Here is a 15586-nt window from a genome sequence, read left to right on the forward strand (position 1 = left end):
ACTACGCTGCACGCCCGCCCGAACGTGGTGGGGGCCCCCCCGGGGATCGGTGCGGCCCCCCTCCTCGTACGGCATTCGGTGCGGCGGGGCGCTCCGGGGCTGCCGCGGGCCCGGGCTACTGCGGGTCCGGGCCCTTGGCGACCGGGCGGGCGGGGTCGTTCGACCACTCCGACCACGATCCGGCGTAGAGCGCGGAGGGGATGCCCGCGATCGCGAGGGCGAGGACCTGGTGCGCGCCCGAGACGCCCGAGCCGCAGTACACGCCGACCGCGCCGTCCTCCCGGGCGCCGAGCGCGGTGAAGCGATCCGCCAGCGCCTCCGCCGGGAGGAAGCGGCCGTCCTCGTCCACGTTCTCCGTCGTCGGCGCCGAGACCGCGCCCGGGATGTGGCCTCCGACCGGATCGATGGGCTCCACATCGCCGCGGTACCGCTCCGCCGCCCGCGCGTCGAGCAGCAGCCCCGAGCGCGCAAGCGCCGCCGCCCCGTCCGCATCCAGCAGCCCCACCTCGCTCGGCTGCGGCGCGAAGTCGCCCGGCTCGGGGCTCGGGGTCTCCTTCGACAGCTCGTGCCCGGCGGCCGTCCACGCCGCGAGGCCCCCGTCCAGGACCCGTACGTCCGTGTGGCCCGTCCAGCGCAGCAGCCACCACGCCCGCGCGGCACCCCATCCGAGACCGCCGTCGTAGACGACGACCGGAGTGTCCGCGGAGACACCCGCCCGGCGCATCGCCGCGCCGAAGACCGCCGGGTCCGGCAGCGGGTGCCGGCCGCCGCTGCCGGGCGGACCGGCCAGTTCCGTGTCCAGGTCGACATAGACCGCGCCGGGGATGTGCCCGGCCTCGTAGTCGGGCAGCCCCGGCGGGCCGCCGAGCTGCCAGCGGACGTCCAGAAGGACGGGGCGCCGGGCCCCGGCCGAATCGCTCGCGAGTTCGCCTGCGGTGATGATGGGCTTCATGGGTGCCATCCTCGCGCAGCTCGCGACGGCCTGGGCCCTCTTCCCCTGACCATCCCGTGCGACGGCGGGACGACGCGTCGACGACCGGACGGCGCGGCCGTGGCGCGCGAAGCGCTCAGGGGTGCGAGCATCTGGACGTGGCGCGCGACCGACGCGCGTGTACGGCGGGTGAACGGCGGGCAGGTACCCGCTGCGGGCCCCGTGGGCCCCGCTCCCACCCGCCCGAACGAGCTCGTGCGCACGCTCAGTCCCCCCGCACGGCCACGACGATGGTCCGAGGAGAGAGTGACGATGACCGAGGCGACTCGGCGCACACCCGGTACACCCTGTTGGGTGAGCTTGATGGTGCATGGCATTGACGCGACGCAGGAGTTCTACGGCGGGCTCTTCGGCTGGGAGTTCGTGCCCGGCCCGCAGCAGCTCGGTCCGTACGTCCGCGCCCTGCTCGACGGCCAGGAGGTGGCGGGCATCGGCCAGCTGCCTCCCGACCGGCATCTGCCGGTCGCCTGGACCACCTATCTGGCCACCGACGACGCCGACGAGACGGCCGAGGCCATCCGCTGCTGCGGCGGCACGGTCGCGGTAGGCCCGCTCGACGCCGGCGAGGCCGGCCGGATGGCGATCTGCTCGGACCCGGTCGGCGCCGTGTTCGGCGTCTGGCAGGCCGGGCTGCACCAGGGCACGGCGGCCGCGGGACCGCCCGGGACGCCGGTCTGGAACGAGCTCCTGACGTACGAGACATCGGCGATCGCCAAGTTCTACCGGACGGTGTTCGGGTACGAGGCCGAGCCGGTCGTCTCCGCCGACTTCGACTATCTGACCCTCCACGTGGACGGACGTCCGGTGGCGGCCCTGCACGGCGCAGGCACCGGGCTCCCCCGCGACCGGGGCGCGCACTGGCTGACGTACTTCGAGGTCACCGACACCGACGCGGCCGCGCGTCTCGTCACCGAGCTGGGCGGCCAGGTGCTGCGGCCTCCCCGGGAGGGCACGGCGGGCCGGAGCGCGCTGGTGGCGGACCCGGAGGGGGCGGTCTTTACGATCGTCCACTCGGCGAACTGACCGACCGCCTCCGGGCCGGGCCCGATCCGGGCTCGGACCGGAGCGGCGCCAGGCTCCGATCGGAGCCGGCCCCGGGATCGGAGCGGTGCCGGGCTCGGACCGGCCCCAGCCTCCGACCGGGAGCCGGGCTCGGACCGGGAGCCGGGCTCAGCTCCTGCCGCTGCGCGTGAGGGTCCTGCGCAGTCGGGATCCACTGGCACGGGCGGCCGGATCGCCACCGGGCAGGCCGAGTTTCCCCAGCCTCTGCCCGTCGAAGTACCGCGCCATGTCCGCGTTCCCCCGGTGCATCTCCAGGAAAGCGACGGTCTCGTCGCGCAGCAGGGGATGGAGCTTGGACTGCATGCAGAAGCCCACGGCCCGGACCAGCGGCGTCAGCGTCTCCGGCCCGGCTCCGGGCACGGCAGGTCCCGTACCGGTCTCCAGGTCGGGCACGATGTGGTCCACGACCGTCAGCGGCACCCGGTTGCTGTTCTCGTACGGCGTGAGCCGGGCCAGGACCGTGTCCGTGCCCACCCGGGCGATGGGGACGCCGTAGTAGACGGACGCGGTGACCATCGCGGTCGAGAAGCAGCCGACGACGAGCGTCGGCCGGCAGCGCTCGTAGAAGGTCTCGGCGAGCAGCGGACCGTCCAGGACCGTCAGCCGCACGCCGGCCTCCTCGGCCGCCTCGTACAGGGCCGTGCCGTAGCGGGCGGGCGCGGTCGGGTGCGGCTTGAAGATCACCGACGTGTGCCCGGCGGCCGCGGCACCGCGCAGCATCCGGATGTGCAGTTCCTCCTCCTCGTCGGCGGAGAGGATGCCGAGCGAGGCGAGGTACTGGCCGAGGAGGAGGGCCGTCGGCTCGGCCTCGACCGCCGCGGTGACCTGCTCATCGCCATCGGCCGCCTCGGCGATCTCCGAGAGGATCCCGCGGAACGCCTCGTCGGGTACGAGCTCGGGCTCGACGCCGTACTCGGAGAGCAGCAGGGGGCGCAGACCGGGTACCAGGTCGAGGTGGAGCAGGCGCCCGATCCGGCAGGCGATCGACTGCGGCAGCTCCTCGCGCGTCGGCCCGTAGCTCATGAGGCCGTCGGCGTAGACGTCGACGGTGCTCTCGGCGAAGACCGCCGCGAGCGCCTTGGCCGGATTGACCTGGATGGACTCGACGATCAACTCGACCGGGGCGGTGCCCAGTTCCCACGCCGTCCGGAACACCCGCTGCCACAGCGGGGCCTCCTCCGGGCGCGGCGCCCAGGTGGCGGGGTGGTGCGGGTGGATGGCCTCGTTCCAGTCGATCACCTCGTCGAAGCGGGAGGCGATCCGGTCGTAGCCGGTCATGGTGTCCAGGCGCAGCGAGGTCTCCGGGATCGCCGCGTTGTTCGACACGAGCAGGATGCGCCGGGCGTCGTCGGGGGCGCCGAACTGGCCGGCGTCGATCGCCGCCGCGAGGGTGGCCGCGCCGTAGAGCGTGGACACCTCGAAGATCTGGATGCGCGTGTGCGAGGTCGTCGCGCTCTTCGCTGTCGTCGCGGTCATGGGGTCAGGCCGTCCTTCCGGTGGCGCGCAGGCCGCGGAGCAGGGTGCTGCGCGCGGGGTCCATCGTCGCCAGCGTCTCGTCGAGCACCTGCTGCGGCATCCGGCGCAGGGCGTCGGTCACGTTCCGCTTGAGCCGCTTGGTGACGGCGGGCTCGTACTGGTCGGCCTTGCCCATGTGGAAGGCGATCATGGCGCAGTACGTACGTACCGCCTTGGGCAGGAAGCGGTCGGCGTCACGGTCGGCGGACACCTCGTCGAGCAGGAGGTCGTACGACGGGATGAAGTCGAGCTGGCGGTTGTCGGTGATCTGGGTGAGCGAGGTGGTGACGCCGCGCCGGTAGAAGACTCCGTGCAGGTTGAGGGCCGCGTAGGTGGTGGCCTTCAGGTGGAGGCGCCAGATCCAGAGCCGGTCCTCGGCGGTGCGCAGCTTCGTCTCGAAGCGGGAGCCGCCGTTCTCGAAGAGCCGGCCGCTGTAGATGCCGAAGGGGACGAAGGGGTAGTCGACCATCGTCACCATGCTGGCGGGCGCGATGCCGTCGCGCGGATCCATCACCGTCTCGCGCTGCTTGGCGGGGGCGTACCGGATGGCGCGCTTGGTGCCGGTCGACAGCACGTGGTCGGTGCGGGCGAAGTCGCAGCCGAGGGTCTCGATGCCGCGGACCATGCCGCGCAGATGGCCGGGGGCGTACCAGTCGTCGCCGTCGAGGAAGGTGATGTGGTCGCCGGTCGCCGCGTCGATCCCGGTGTTACGGGCCTGGGCCACGCCGAGGTTGGTCTCGTGGCGGATGACCTTGGCGTTCGGGATCCGGCTCTGCCAGCGGTCCAGGACGTAGGGCGTCTCGTCCGTCGAGCAGTCGTCGATCAGCAGGAACTCGAAGTCCGGGTCCGCGTTGTTCGCGAGGCTGCGCATGGTGTCGGACGCATAGATCCCGACATTGTGGAACGGGACGATGACGGACAACTTCGGCACTCGGATTTCCCCACACTCAACCAGATGTACTGACAGGCAATCGATCACTCAGGCGACTCGGCTCACTGTGTCCACCAGGGCGGACGCCCGCCAGGCGGGCAGCGTATCCACCGTTATTTCCCGCCGGTGGAGCCCGATGTGCACTCCAGGTGAACTCTTGTCGCCCTGCGGGCGAACCGGTGCCTGAAGCCGAGCGCGAGGAGGGCGAGCAGCGCTATGGCGGCGATCGCGCCGCCGATGCGCAACCCCGGGGGCCGGAAGGTGCAGCTGACCGAGGTCGTCGTGGAGTCGATCGGGACGGCCAGGAGGCCGAGGTAGCGCTGCGCGGGGGCCGGTGAGGCGTCCCCGGCGGCGCAGCTCCAGCCGGAGATGCGCGGGGCGGCGACGAGGGCGGTTCCCGTGCTGCCCGGGGGGAGTTCGGCGGTGAGCGTGTGACCGGAGACGCGCACGGAGGTGGCGCCGGTCGCCGTCAGCTTCTGTACGGCGGTGTCGAGGCGCTCCTTGTCCAGGCAGCCGACGGGCTGCCGTGGCAGGGTGGCGGCCCGCGCGTTGCCGCGCAGTTCGATCCGTACGACGCCGGAGGCCGGGACCGTGCCGAGCGTCTGCATCGGCCCCTGTACGGACGGGAGTCCGCCGAAGAAGGTCACGGGCGGCTGTCCGGTCTGGGCGGCCGTGCCCTTGAGTTCGGGGGCCCAGAGCCAGAGTTGGCTGCCCGCGGGGCAGGAGGCGGTCAGCGTGGTGACACCTCCGGGACCGTCCGTACCGCGCACTCGGTCCGGCGTGGTGTACACCGTCGAGCCGAGCAGAAGCTCCTGGTTGGCGAACGGGGAGTCGCCGAAGGCGGCGTCGCGCGCGGAGAGCTTCACGTCCGGGCGGACGGTGACCAGCGGCGGCACGGGTGAGTCCGTGACGGTGATCGCGCCCTCGGGCAGGGTGTCCGGCGTGACGGGCGCCGAGGGCGTGGAGCGCATCCGGGTGCCGATGGAGAAGATCGCGTCGGTGACCGGGTTGTCGAGGGTGACCGGGTGGCGGCCCTTGGCCCAGAAGCCGAAGCCGAGGGCGGAGAGCGTGCGCGCGTACGTGTCCGCCGTGAGACTGGAGTAGTACTCGGCTCCCTGGCCGCCGACGAGCAGGACGTCGTTGCCGCCCGGCAGTTCGCCCGGATCCGTACGGTGGCGTGGCCAGGCGTTCTTCGCCTCCACGGCGCGCGCCATGTCCTCCTGCCAGGGTCCGACGCGCGGGTTCCACTGGACCTTGCTCAGCTCCTGCTCCGCGATCCTCCCGCCGGTGAGCGCGGTCTCCCCGGCCTGGGCCACGACGAGCAGGCCGACCGCCAGGGCCGACAGGGCCCGGGCGCCGACCGCGTACCGCCGGGCGAGCAGGGCGGCGACGGCGGCGAGCACCGCGAGGGCCAGGGCGGCGGCGAAGGCGGGGTAGGTCCAGCGGTCGACGACGAGGCTGCCGCGGGCCCCGAAGGCCAGGGCGGCGAGGAGCACGGCGCCGCCGAGGAGCGCGGGCAGCGGGGGCAGTCCGCGGGCCGTGGAGAGCCAGGCGGCGATCAGCAGCAGCCCGCAGAGCACGAAGGTCTGACGGTACGGAAGTCCGTTGGGCGAGGCGCCGGCGTGCCAGAGGAGGTGGGTGGGGGCCCACTGGAGCGAGAGCGCGACCAGGCAGATCGCGGCCGTCCAGGCGATACGGAGCCGGGGCGAGACGGCGCTGTTGAACGGCAGCGTCAGCGCGAGCGCGAGGGCTGGGGTGCCGATGAAGAGGGCCGGGGTGGCGACGCTGGCCGTCGCGGGGAGCAGCCGGGCGAACACCTCGGTCCAGGCGACAGGGGTGAACGTCACCTCGGGGGTCGGGTCCGCGACCCGGGTGGCCAGGAAGATCACCAGGATGAGCGGGGCCGCAAGACCGATGCCGAGGAGCACGGAGCGGGAGGCGCGCAGCAGTCCGGCCAGGCGCCGGCGGGCTGTCGTGTCGGCCGTGAGCAGCCGGACGGTCAGGACGACGGCGGCGCCGAGGGTCGCCATGTACGCGGTGTAGAAGTTGGCGAACCAGGCGAGGGCGACGACGAGCGGGCCGAGAACCGGGCGGCGCGCGGTGCGGGCCCACTCCCCCACCAGGCAGAGCAGGGGGAAGGCAAGCAGTCCGTCGAGCCACATCGGCACGGTGGCGCCGTAGTTGAGGGTCCAGCCGCACAGCGCGTACGCCGCGCCCAGGACGGCGGCCACCTGCCAGGGCCCGCGGCGGAGCCTGAGGAGCAGGACCGCCATGGCCGCACCTGCGGCGGTGATCTTGGCGGCGGTGATGACGTAGAGGGCGAGTTCCGTCCGGTCGGCCGGGAAGAACACGACCATCAGGTCGAACGGGCTGCTCAGGTACGTGCCGTAGTCACCGAGGAAGTTCGATCCGAAGCCCGCGCTCCAGTTGAGGAACAGGTCGCCGTCGGCTTCGGCGAGCAGGACCTTGCGCCAGTGGACGTGGAAGGGCAGGTACTGCTGGCCGAGGTCGACGGTGTTGCGGGTGGTAGGCCCGAACGGATAGCTGCCGGCGAGCCGGGTGCCGAGGCAGAAGACGAGACAGGTCAGCAGGGCGGCCGCGGCGGCCGCCCGTACGCGGATGCTGTGCCGGGCCCGCCCGAGGTAGTGCTGTGGGCGGTTCCTCGTCCCGTCCGCCGCGCGGGGCGGCTCGGCCCCGGGGCGCGCGCCTTCGCCCTGATCGGGCACGGTCTCGGCAGCAGGGGGCACACGTCCTCCGGGGTGTGTCGCGCGGCGCGCGGCTTTTCGTAGGCCCGGTGTTCACGTCCACGTCACGGGCAGAGAGCCATTACCGCCGAGCCGAGCGACTCGCATCCGATCAGGAGGCGGTCTTCCGGCACACCCGAGGTGAACACGAGGTGCCGCGGCCGTTCCCGGCGCCCTGCACCCTGTCCGATGCCCTGCACCCTGTCCGGCGCGCCCTGCACCCTGTCCGATCCCTGCCCCTGTCCGGTGCCAGGCGAGACACAGATCACTGCACACGGAGGTATTCACCTCCTGCAATATCCTCCGCTTGCACTTAGCCAGCGTCTGCAACTATTGTCGAAGCACGCAAGACCCCCCTGCAAACATTTCTGGAAGGTGCTTCGCCATGCCTCTCGCGCTCCTGGCCCTGGCCATCGGGGCCTTCGGGATCGGCACCACCGAGTTCGTGATCATGGGCGTACTGCCCCAGGTCGCCGGCGACTTCGGTGTCACCATTCCCACGGCCGGCTGGCTGGTGACCGGCTACGCCCTCGGTGTCGTATTCGGCGCCCCGCTCCTCACGGCGCTCGGCACCAGGGTGTCCCGCAAGAAGATGCTCCTCTTCCTGATGGGCCTCTTCGTCGTCGGCAATCTGCTCTCCGCCGTCGCCCCGTCCTTCGGCATGATGCTGATCGGCCGGATCGTGGCCTCCCTCGCCCACGGCGCGTTCTTCGGCATCGGCTCGGTCGTCGCCGCGGGCCTGGTCGCCCCGGAGAAGAAGGCGTCCGCGATCTCGCTGATGTTCATGGGCCTGACCGTCGCCAACGTCGTCGGCGTCCCGCTCGGCACGTACATCGGTCAGGCGGCCGGCTGGCGCGTCACCTTCACCATCGTCGCCGCCCTCGGCGTGCTGGGCTTCCTCGGCGTGGCCAAGCTCGTGCCCGAGACGGGTCGACCGGAGACGTCGGGCGTCCGCACCGAGTTCGCCGCCTTCAAGAACGTCCAGGTATGGCTCGCCATGGCGATGACCGTCCTCGGCTACGGAGGCGTCTTCGCGGCCGTCACGTACATCACCCCGATGATGACCGACGTCGCCGGCTACAGCGAAGGCGCCGTGACCTGGCTGCTCGTCCTCTTCGGCATCGGTATGTTCCTCGGCAATCTGATCGGCGGGACGTTCGCCGACCGCGCCCTGATGCCCATGTTGTTCGTGTCGCTCGGCGCGCTCTCCCTGGCGCTGCTGACCTTCACGGCCACCGCCCACGACAAGGTCCTCGCCGCGATCACGCTCACCCTGATCGGCGCGCTGGGCTTCGCCACCGTGCCCCCGCTGCAGAAGTGGGTCCTGGACCAGGCGAAGCAGGCCCCGACCCTCGCGTCGGCCGCCAACATCGGCGCCTTCAACCTCGGCAACGCCCTGGCCGCCTGGCTCGGCGGTGTCGTCATCGCCTCGGGCCTCGGCTTCACCGCCCCGAACTGGGTCGGCGCGCTGCTCTCCGGAACCGCCCTGCTGCTGGCCTTCCTCGCCGCGTTCCTGGACCGGCGGACCCGGGCCGCCGCCGCGTCGGTGCGGGCCGAGGCCGCCGGAACCGCCGAAGCCGGCCAGGCTCAGGCAGCCTCCGCGCCGGTAGCGGCCGGGCTGCACTGACCCCCGTACCCCCGTACCCCCGAACATCCGTCACCCCCCACCCTGATGAAGGAAGACACCACCGTGAGCACCACCACCGCCTCCGCCGTCACCCCGCTGAGCACGCAGGACGCCGAGATCCTGCTCACCGCGGCCCGCCGCGCCGCCGAGGCCGCCGGAGTGACCGTCAGCGTCACCGTCCTGGACGCGGGCGGCCACCTGCTCGCCTTCCGTCGCGACGACCGCGCCGTCCTGATCTCCGGCGAGACCAGCACCCGCAAGGCGTACACCGCCCTCCAGCTGAACGCCCCGACCGCCGACCTCGTCGACCTGGTCAAGCCCGACGGCCCGTTCCACAGCCTCACCACGGCCCTGGACCGTCCGCTGCTCTTCATCGCCGGCGGCCTGCCGGTCCACCGCGACGGCCGGCTCATCGGTGCCATCGGCGTCGGCGGCGGCGCGCCCGAGCAGGACCACGGCTTCGCCACGGCGGCCGTCGAGACCCTCGCCTGAGCGCGAGTCCGGGGCCACGGGCCCCGGGCGGATCAGCTCTGGCTGACCGGCAGCACGTCGGGCGAGAGCGCCGCCGCATGAGCCGTCGCCGCCGTCATCCGACGGCGGTGGTGGCGTCGGCAGAGCACCTCATAACCGATCTCGTCACCGGCGTTCACATCGCCCACCACGACCTGCGCACCCTCGACGACCATCGCGCCGCCGACGGTGCGCGCGTTGTGCGTGGCCCGTGCCCCGCACCAGCACAGCGCCTCCACCTGAAGCACCTCGACCCGGTCGGCGAGCTCCACGAGCCGCTGCGACCCGGGGAAGAGCTTCGAGCGGAAGTCGGTGGTGATGCCGAAGGCGAAGACGTCGAGTTCGAGATCGTCCACGACCCGGGCGAGCTGGTCGATCTGCTCGGGCGACAGGAACTGCGCCTCGTCCGCGATGACGTAGTCGCAGCGGCCGCCCTTGGAGAGATGGGCGACGAGGTACGCGTAGAAGTCGAAGCCCTCGGCCGCCTCCACCGCGTCCGTGACCAGACCGAGGCGCGAGGAGAGCTTGCCCTCCCCCGCACGGTCGTCCCGGGTGAAGATCATGCCCTGGAGCCCGCGGGTGGAGCGGTTGTGCTCGATCTGAAGAGCGAGGGTGCTCTTTCCGCAGTCCATCGTTCCGGAGAAGAACACCAGCTCGGGCATGGGAAGTCGGGGACCTTTCAGGTCGGGGTGGGTGACGGGAGTACGGGCGTACGGGTACGGGGTCAGGAACGGACTTCGATGAGCGGCACCAACTGCTCCGCCGGCGTCATCGAACCGTGCACACCGACCATCGCCGACTCGTGGGGCTCGTTGACCGAGGCGGTGATGATGACATCGTCATGGGCCGCGGCGACGACGTCACCGATCCTGCCGTACACGCGCTCGTCGACCCTGTCGCCGAACCAGCCGAGCGCGAGTGCCTCGTCCCGGCTCGCCACCCAGAACTGCTCGCCGAGCACCTCCCGCCAGCACGTCAGCACATCGGCCTCCGCGCCCGGCACCGCGTAGACATGGCGGGCACGGCCCTCGCCGCCGAGCAGGGCGACCCCGGCGCGCAGCTCCCAGTCCTCGTCGAAGTCGATCCGGTGCTGGTCGTCGAAGGGGATGTCCACCATGCCGTGGTCGGCCGTGACGTACAGGGCCGAGCGGGGCGGCAGCTGTTCGGCGAGGCGCTGCACGAGCCGGTCGACGAACATCAGCTGGCCGCGCCAGGCGTCGGAGTCGATGCCGAAGCGGTGTCCGGCCCCGTCGAGCTCGCTGTAGTACGTGTAGACCAACGAGCGGTCGCCGGCGGCGAGCTGCTCGGCGGCGAAGTCCATCCGCTCCTCGCCGGAGAGCCGGCCGTGGAACGTTCCGCCGCTCAGCGCGATCTTGGTGAGCGGGGTGTCCTGGAAGATCGGCGAGGAGACCTGGGCGGTGTGGATGCCCGCCTCGTGCGCGAGCCGGAAGACGGTGGGGTACGGCTGCCAGACCTGCGGCGAGGTCCACGGCTTCCAGCGGAGCTGGTTCATCAGCTCGCCCGTGTCGGGGTTGCGGACGGTGTAGCCGGGCAAGCCGTGCGCGCCGGGGACCAGGCCGGTGCCCACGGAGGCGAGCGAGGTCGCGGTGGTGGCGGGGAAGCCGGCGGTGATCGGACGGCCCGTGCCGCCGCGCGAGGTGGCGAGAAGGGACGTGAGGTACGGGGCCTCGTCCGGGTGGGCCTTGATCTGCTCCCAGCCGAGTCCGTCGATCAGGAAGACGCAGTTCCGGTCGGCGGGGGCCAGCTCGGCGATCCGGGCCTCGAAACCGGGCACGTTCTGAGCGGCGACGAGCGTCGGGAGGACGTCGGCCAGCGAGCCCGTGCCGTACTCGGGCACGGGCGCCGTGGCGAGGTCGAGCGGGACGGGGTCGTCCGGCCAGCCGGAGGTGACGGCGGTGGGCTGGACCATCAGCGGGTCGCCGCGGTGGCTTCGGAGAGCGACTGGGCGAAGGCGAGGGTCTGGCGCACCGTGTCCGGGCCGTCCCCGGCGTCGCTGACGCGCAGGCTGAGGTCGTCGGCGGTGGCGTTGCCGGTGTAGCCGTGGTCGGCGTCGCAGTTGGGGTCGCCGCAGGCGGCGGGCTCCAGGTCGATCCGCGAGACGGCGCCCCAGCCGATGGTGAGGACGACCTCACGGGGCAGGGTGCCGGGGGTGTACGACTCGGGGTTGGCGACGACGCGGCTGACGACGACGGAGGAGATCCGGTCCAGCTTGACCGACTCGGTGGACGTCGTGGCGTACGGCGTCGGGGAGCTGTTGTCGGCGGCCTGCTCGTCGGTGTGGCTGACGATGAAGCGGTTGGCGGTCAGGACGAGGACCGTGACATGGCGACGGACCTCGTTGGAGTCGAAGGTGGTCTCCTGGTGCACCAGGTACGACGCGATCGGCTCGCCACCGACAGCGGCCTCCACCGCCTCGGCCACGAGGGCCGGGTAGTAGCCGCTGCGCTCGATCGCCGCGCGCAGCCCCTGAGTCGTCGTACCGGTCTTCGCCATGGACTCCATCCTAATCCGTCGGAAGGGGCGCTCCGGGACGCTTCGGAGCCGGGTTGGAGCCGGATTCCGACCGGGCTCGTGCCAGGTTCAGTAGCTCGGAAGGCTGCGGGGACCGAGGTCCGTACGGGGCGGGGGCGGGGCCAGGCGGACCGTCGCACCGAGCACGGAGAGGCCGTGCGGGGCGACGACCACGGGCTCCAGGGTGATCGCAACCACCTCGGGATGGTCGTCGACGAGCCGGGAGACGCGCAGCAGCAGTTCCTCCAGGGCGGGTGTGTCGACGGGGGCCGAGCCGCGCCAGCCGAAGAGGAGCGGGGCGGTGCGGATGGAGCGGACGAGGTCGGCGGCGTCGCGGTCGGTGGCCGGGACGAGGCGGTGGGACATGTCGCCGAGCAGCTCGGAGGCGGCTCCGGCGAGCCCGAAGGAGAGGACGGCGCCGACAGCCGGGTCGATGGCCGAGCGGACGACGGTGTCGACGCCGCGGGGCACCATCGCCTGGACGACCGGCTGGAGCTCGGCGGGCTTGCCGAGCGCCTCGGTCAATTCGGCGTACGCGGTACGGAGTTGTTCCTCGCCCGCCAGGTCGAGCCGTACGCCCCCGAGGTCGGGGCGGTGGCGCAGATGGGGGGCGGTCGTCTTGAGGGCGACGGGGTATCCGAGCCGGGCGGCGGCGAGGACGGCGTCGTCGGGGGTGGGGGCGGGGAGGGTGGGCCGCACGTCGATCCCGTACCGCCCGAGCAGCTCGCGCGCCGCGTCGACGTCGAGGGTGGCGCCCCGGGCGTCCACGTCCTCCCCGAGCACGCGCTCGATCTGTGCGGCGGCCCCGCCCTCGTCGATGTCCTCGAACTCGGGCACCCGCCCGGGCTCGGCGGCCTGCCGCCGCCACTGCCCGTACCGCACGGCCTCGGCCAACGCCCTGACGGCCCGCTCGGCGGCGGGATAGGCGGGAATCCCCCCGCTCGGCGGCCCACCCGCGGACCCCACCGGTGCGGGCGTCGCGTCGGCGGGGACCGCTCCGGCGGCGCCCGGCCGTACAGGCGCGGACGAGCCGCCCGCCGGTCCGTGGCCGGGGATCGCCCCGGTCTCCACCCCGGCTGCTCGGGCACCCGCCGGAGAAGCTGACGCCGCCCCGCCCGGGGGCCCGCCCACCGGGGCGTCCGGGCTCTTGGGCCCGGCGGGCTGGGCAGCCCCGAGCGGACGGCGCGCGGGCGGGCGCGTGCTCGTCGCCGCCGAGAGCGCTTCCGCCAGGCCGCCCATCTCCACGTGGACCACGACCACCGGCTTCGCCGGAGACGGGGCGGAGGCGACCGCCTCGCGGAGGTACGCCGCGAGGACCTCGCCGTCACCGGACTCGACCGCGCCGTTCTCGCCGACCCACGGGATCGCGGTCACGACGACCGCGTCGCACGCGTCGTCCGCGAGCGCGGCCGTCAGCGCAGCGCGGAAGTCCGCGGGGCTGGCGCCCGTCGTCAGGTCCAGCGGGCGGTGCGGGCGGAGCCCCTCCGTCAGACAGGCGTCGTACGTCAGCAGCCCGAGCGACTCGGAGTTGCCGAGGATTGCCACGCGCGGCCCGGCGGGCAGCGGCTGGCCCGCCAGGAGCAGCCCGGCGTCGACGAGTTCGGTCACGGTGTCGACGCGGATGACTCCGGCCTGCCGGAGCAGGGCGGAGACCGTGGCGTGCGGGATCCGGGTGACCGGCACGCGGTGCCCCGGCGGCGCGCTCCCGCTGTGCCGCGCGCCCTTGACCACCACGACCGGTTTGACCGCCGCCGTGCGGCGGGCCAGCCGGGTGAACTTCCGCGGGTTCCCGATGGACTCCAGGTACAGCAGGACGACGTCCGTCTCCGGGTCGTCGTACCAGTGCTGGAGGAAGTCGTTGCCGGAGACGTCGGCCCGGTTGCCGGCCGAGATGAAGGAGGAGATGCCCGCGCCGTGCCGGTGCAGTCCGGCGAGGAGCGCGATCCCGATCGCGCCGGACTGGGTGAAGAGCCCGATCCGTCCGGCGGCCGGCAACTGCGGCGCGAGCGAGGCATTCAGCCGGACACCGGCCGAGGTGTTGATGATCCCGAACGCGTTGGGCCCGATGATCCGCATCCCGTACGAGCGGGCCTGCCGCACCAGCTCCCGCTGCCGGTCCCTGCCCTCCGCCGTCCCCGTCTCGGCGTAGCCCGCGGAGAGGACGACGAGCCCCCGCACCCCGTGCTCCCCGCAGTCGGCGACGGCCTCCGGCACGCGCTCGGCGGGCACGGCCACGATCGCGAGGTCCACCGGCTCTCCGATGTCCGCGACGGAGCGGAAGGCCGGCACTCCCTCGAGCGTGCCGGTCTCCTCGGGGAGCGCGCGGTTCACCGCGTACGTACGCCCGCCGAACCCGCCGTCCAGGAGGTTTCGCAGGACCGTCCGGCCCACCCCGCCCGGTGTGCGTCCGGCGCCGACGACGGCGACCGAGCCGGGAGTGAGGAGCCGCTGTACGGAACGGGCCTCGGCCCGCTGCTCCCGCGCGCGCTGCACGGCGAGCGAGCGGTCGGTGGGCTCCAGGTCGAGATGGAGCCGTACCGAGCCGTCCTCGAAGCTCCGCTTCTGGGTGTACCCGGCGTCGGTGAAGACCTTGATCATCTTGGTGTTCGCGGGCAGCACCTCCGCCGCGAACCGGCGGATGTCCCGCTCGCGCGCCACCGCCCCGATGTGTTCGAGCAGGGCGGATGCCACGCCCCGCCCCTGGTGGGCGTCCTGGACCAGGAACGCGACCTCGGCCTCGTCGGCCGGTGCGGAGGCGGGCATGCCGCGGTCGTCGATCCGGTCGTACCGCACGGTGGCGATGAACTCCCCGCCGACCGTCGCGGCGAGTCCCACCCGGTCGACGAAGTCGTGATGGGTGAAGCGGTGCACGTCCTTGGCGGAGAGCCTCGGGTACGGCGCGAAGAAGCGGTAGTACTTCGACTCGTCGGAGACCTGCTCGTAGAAGCTGACCAGCCGTTCGGCGTCGTCGGCGGTGATGGGTCTGATGCGCGCGGTGCCGCCGTCACGGAGGACCACGTCCGCTTCCCAGTGGTCGGGGTAGGCGTGCTCCGGCTGTTCCGCCTGCCGACCCGGCTGTTCCGACTGCATGGGGCAAGCGTACGGCCGGAGTCCGACACGGGCACCGGTCGCGCGGCGCGTGGTCGCCATGCAAGGTAAGGAGGACCGATCGGCCTTCCCGCGGGGGCCGAAGGTCGGCCACGAGCACCCCGCGGCCCGTGAGAGACTGGTCTAGACAACCCGCTTGAGACTTGAAGGGCAACACCATGGCTGAGCGCCGCGTCAACGTCGGCTGGGCCGAGGGCCTGCACGCCCGCCCCGCCTCCATCTTCGTCCGTGCCACCACGGCCTCCGGCGTCCCCGTGACGATCGCCAAGGCCGATGGCAACCCGGTGAACGCCGCGTCGATGCTCGCGGTGCTCGGCCTGGGAGCGCAGGGCGGCGAGGAGATCGTTCTCGCTTCGGACGCCGAGGGTGCCGAGGCCGCGCTCGACCGCCTGGCGAAGCTGGTTGCCGAGGGGCTCGAGGAGCTTCCCGAGACCGTCTGACCTGATCTCCGAAAAAGCCGCGCACGCCGGAACACCGGCGGCGCGGCTTTTTCGTCCCCCCGATTCCGCGGGCACACTCCGTGCGACGTATTTGCGGTCAGCGCATTGCGGTCAGCGCATTGCGGG

Annotated in this window: 12 protein-coding genes; 4 read left to right on the forward strand and 8 right to left on the reverse strand. The window is 72.7% G+C overall.

The genetic code is table 11. From position 1 onward, the window contains the following. Positions 1-115: 115 nt before the first annotated feature. Positions 116-952, reverse strand: a complete 837-nt coding sequence (locus ACFY8U_RS27410; RefSeq protein ID WP_389574782.1) for a sulfurtransferase — start codon at positions 950-952, stop codon at positions 116-118. Positions 953-1243: 291 nt separating this feature from the next. Here ACFY8U_RS27410 and ACFY8U_RS27415 point away from each other — a divergent pair, with 291 nt between their 5' ends. Continuing rightward, on the forward strand, positions 1244-2014 hold the full coding sequence (locus ACFY8U_RS27415) for a VOC family protein (protein ID WP_389574785.1): 771 nt from the start codon (positions 1244-1246) through the stop codon (positions 2012-2014). A gap of 147 nt (positions 2015-2161) precedes the next feature. On the opposite strand, the gene ACFY8U_RS27420 is transcribed toward ACFY8U_RS27415, so the two are convergent. The 3 genes from ACFY8U_RS27420 to ACFY8U_RS27430 form a co-directional block, all read right to left on the reverse strand. Then, a complete protein-coding gene (locus ACFY8U_RS27420) occupies positions 2162-3529 on the reverse strand; it encodes a polysialyltransferase family glycosyltransferase (RefSeq protein WP_389574788.1) in 1368 nt (455 codons plus the stop codon). A 4-nt stretch (positions 3530-3533) separates the two neighbouring features. Then, positions 3534-4499: a glycosyltransferase family 2 protein gene (locus tag ACFY8U_RS27425; protein ID WP_361768362.1), complete on the reverse strand. Its 966-nt coding sequence runs from the start codon at positions 4497-4499 to the stop codon at positions 3534-3536. A gap of 113 nt (positions 4500-4612) precedes the next feature. Next, complete coding sequence (locus ACFY8U_RS27430) at positions 4613-7246, reverse strand: YfhO family protein (protein WP_389574791.1); 2634 nt, start codon at positions 7244-7246, stop codon at positions 4613-4615. A 382-nt stretch (positions 7247-7628) separates the two neighbouring features. On the opposite strand from ACFY8U_RS27430, the gene ACFY8U_RS27435 reads away from it, so the two are divergent. Then, positions 7629-8870, forward strand: coding sequence for an MFS transporter (locus ACFY8U_RS27435; RefSeq protein ID WP_389574794.1), 1242 nt, complete (start codon positions 7629-7631; stop codon positions 8868-8870). Between the two features lie 45 nt (positions 8871-8915). Next, a complete protein-coding gene (locus tag ACFY8U_RS27440; protein WP_389574797.1) occupies positions 8916-9362 on the forward strand; it encodes a heme-binding protein in 447 nt (148 codons plus the stop codon). A 32-nt stretch (positions 9363-9394) separates the two neighbouring features. On the opposite strand, the gene ACFY8U_RS27445 is transcribed toward ACFY8U_RS27440, so the two are convergent. The 4 genes from ACFY8U_RS27445 to ACFY8U_RS27460 all read right to left on the reverse strand — a co-directional run bounded on the left by ACFY8U_RS27445 (position 9395) and on the right by ACFY8U_RS27460 (position 15002). Further along, a complete protein-coding gene (locus tag ACFY8U_RS27445) occupies positions 9395-10042 on the reverse strand; it encodes a thymidine kinase (protein ID WP_389574800.1) in 648 nt (215 codons plus the stop codon). A gap of 62 nt (positions 10043-10104) precedes the next feature. Beyond that, positions 10105-11310 (reverse strand): alkaline phosphatase family protein, encoded by a 1206-nt coding sequence (locus ACFY8U_RS27450; RefSeq protein ID WP_389574801.1) that lies wholly within the window; start codon positions 11308-11310, stop codon positions 10105-10107. Beyond that, positions 11310-11894: a DUF5998 family protein gene (locus tag ACFY8U_RS27455; protein WP_361441761.1), complete on the reverse strand. Its 585-nt coding sequence runs from the start codon at positions 11892-11894 to the stop codon at positions 11310-11312. Before ACFY8U_RS27455 ends, ACFY8U_RS27450 begins: the two co-directional genes overlap by 1 nt. A gap of 87 nt (positions 11895-11981) precedes the next feature. Then, complete coding sequence (locus ACFY8U_RS27460) at positions 11982-15002, reverse strand: GNAT family N-acetyltransferase (protein ID WP_389574804.1); 3021 nt, start codon at positions 15000-15002, stop codon at positions 11982-11984. Positions 15003-15178: 176 nt separating this feature from the next. On the opposite strand from ACFY8U_RS27460, the gene ACFY8U_RS27465 reads away from it, so the two are divergent. Next, a complete protein-coding gene (locus tag ACFY8U_RS27465) occupies positions 15179-15460 on the forward strand; it encodes an HPr family phosphocarrier protein (protein WP_048477591.1) in 282 nt (93 codons plus the stop codon). Positions 15461-15586 lie beyond the last annotated feature (126 nt).

Origin of the sequence: Streptomyces sp. NPDC012508 (assembly GCF_042902595.1) — a bacterium.
Classification (GTDB): domain Bacteria; phylum Actinomycetota; class Actinomycetes; order Streptomycetales; family Streptomycetaceae; genus Streptomyces.

Bases quoted from the DNA above. Each gene is read 5' to 3' on its own strand.
- ACFY8U_RS27410 (WP_389574782.1), bottom strand. From the start codon at position 952: ATGAAGCCCATCATCACCGCAGGCGAACTCGCGAGCGATTCGGCCGGG.
- ACFY8U_RS27415 (WP_389574785.1), top strand. From the start codon at position 1,244: ATGACCGAGGCGACTCGGCGCACACCCGGTACACCCTGTTGGGTGAGC.
- ACFY8U_RS27420 (WP_389574788.1), bottom strand. From the start codon at position 3,529: ATGACCGCGACGACAGCGAAGAGCGCGACGACCTCGCACACGCGCATC.
- ACFY8U_RS27435 (WP_389574794.1), top strand. From the start codon at position 7,629: ATGCCTCTCGCGCTCCTGGCCCTGGCCATCGGGGCCTTCGGGATCGGC.
- ACFY8U_RS27440 (WP_389574797.1), top strand. From the start codon at position 8,916: ATGAAGGAAGACACCACCGTGAGCACCACCACCGCCTCCGCCGTCACC.
- ACFY8U_RS27445 (WP_389574800.1), bottom strand. From the start codon at position 10,042: ATGCCCGAGCTGGTGTTCTTCTCCGGAACGATGGACTGCGGAAAGAGC.
- ACFY8U_RS27450 (WP_389574801.1), bottom strand. From the start codon at position 11,310: ATGGTCCAGCCCACCGCCGTCACCTCCGGCTGGCCGGACGACCCCGTC.
- ACFY8U_RS27455 (WP_361441761.1), bottom strand. From the start codon at position 11,894: ATGGCGAAGACCGGTACGACGACTCAGGGGCTGCGCGCGGCGATCGAG.
- ACFY8U_RS27460 (WP_389574804.1), bottom strand. From the start codon at position 15,002: ATGCAGTCGGAACAGCCGGGTCGGCAGGCGGAACAGCCGGAGCACGCC.
- ACFY8U_RS27465 (WP_048477591.1), top strand. From the start codon at position 15,179: ATGGCTGAGCGCCGCGTCAACGTCGGCTGGGCCGAGGGCCTGCACGCC.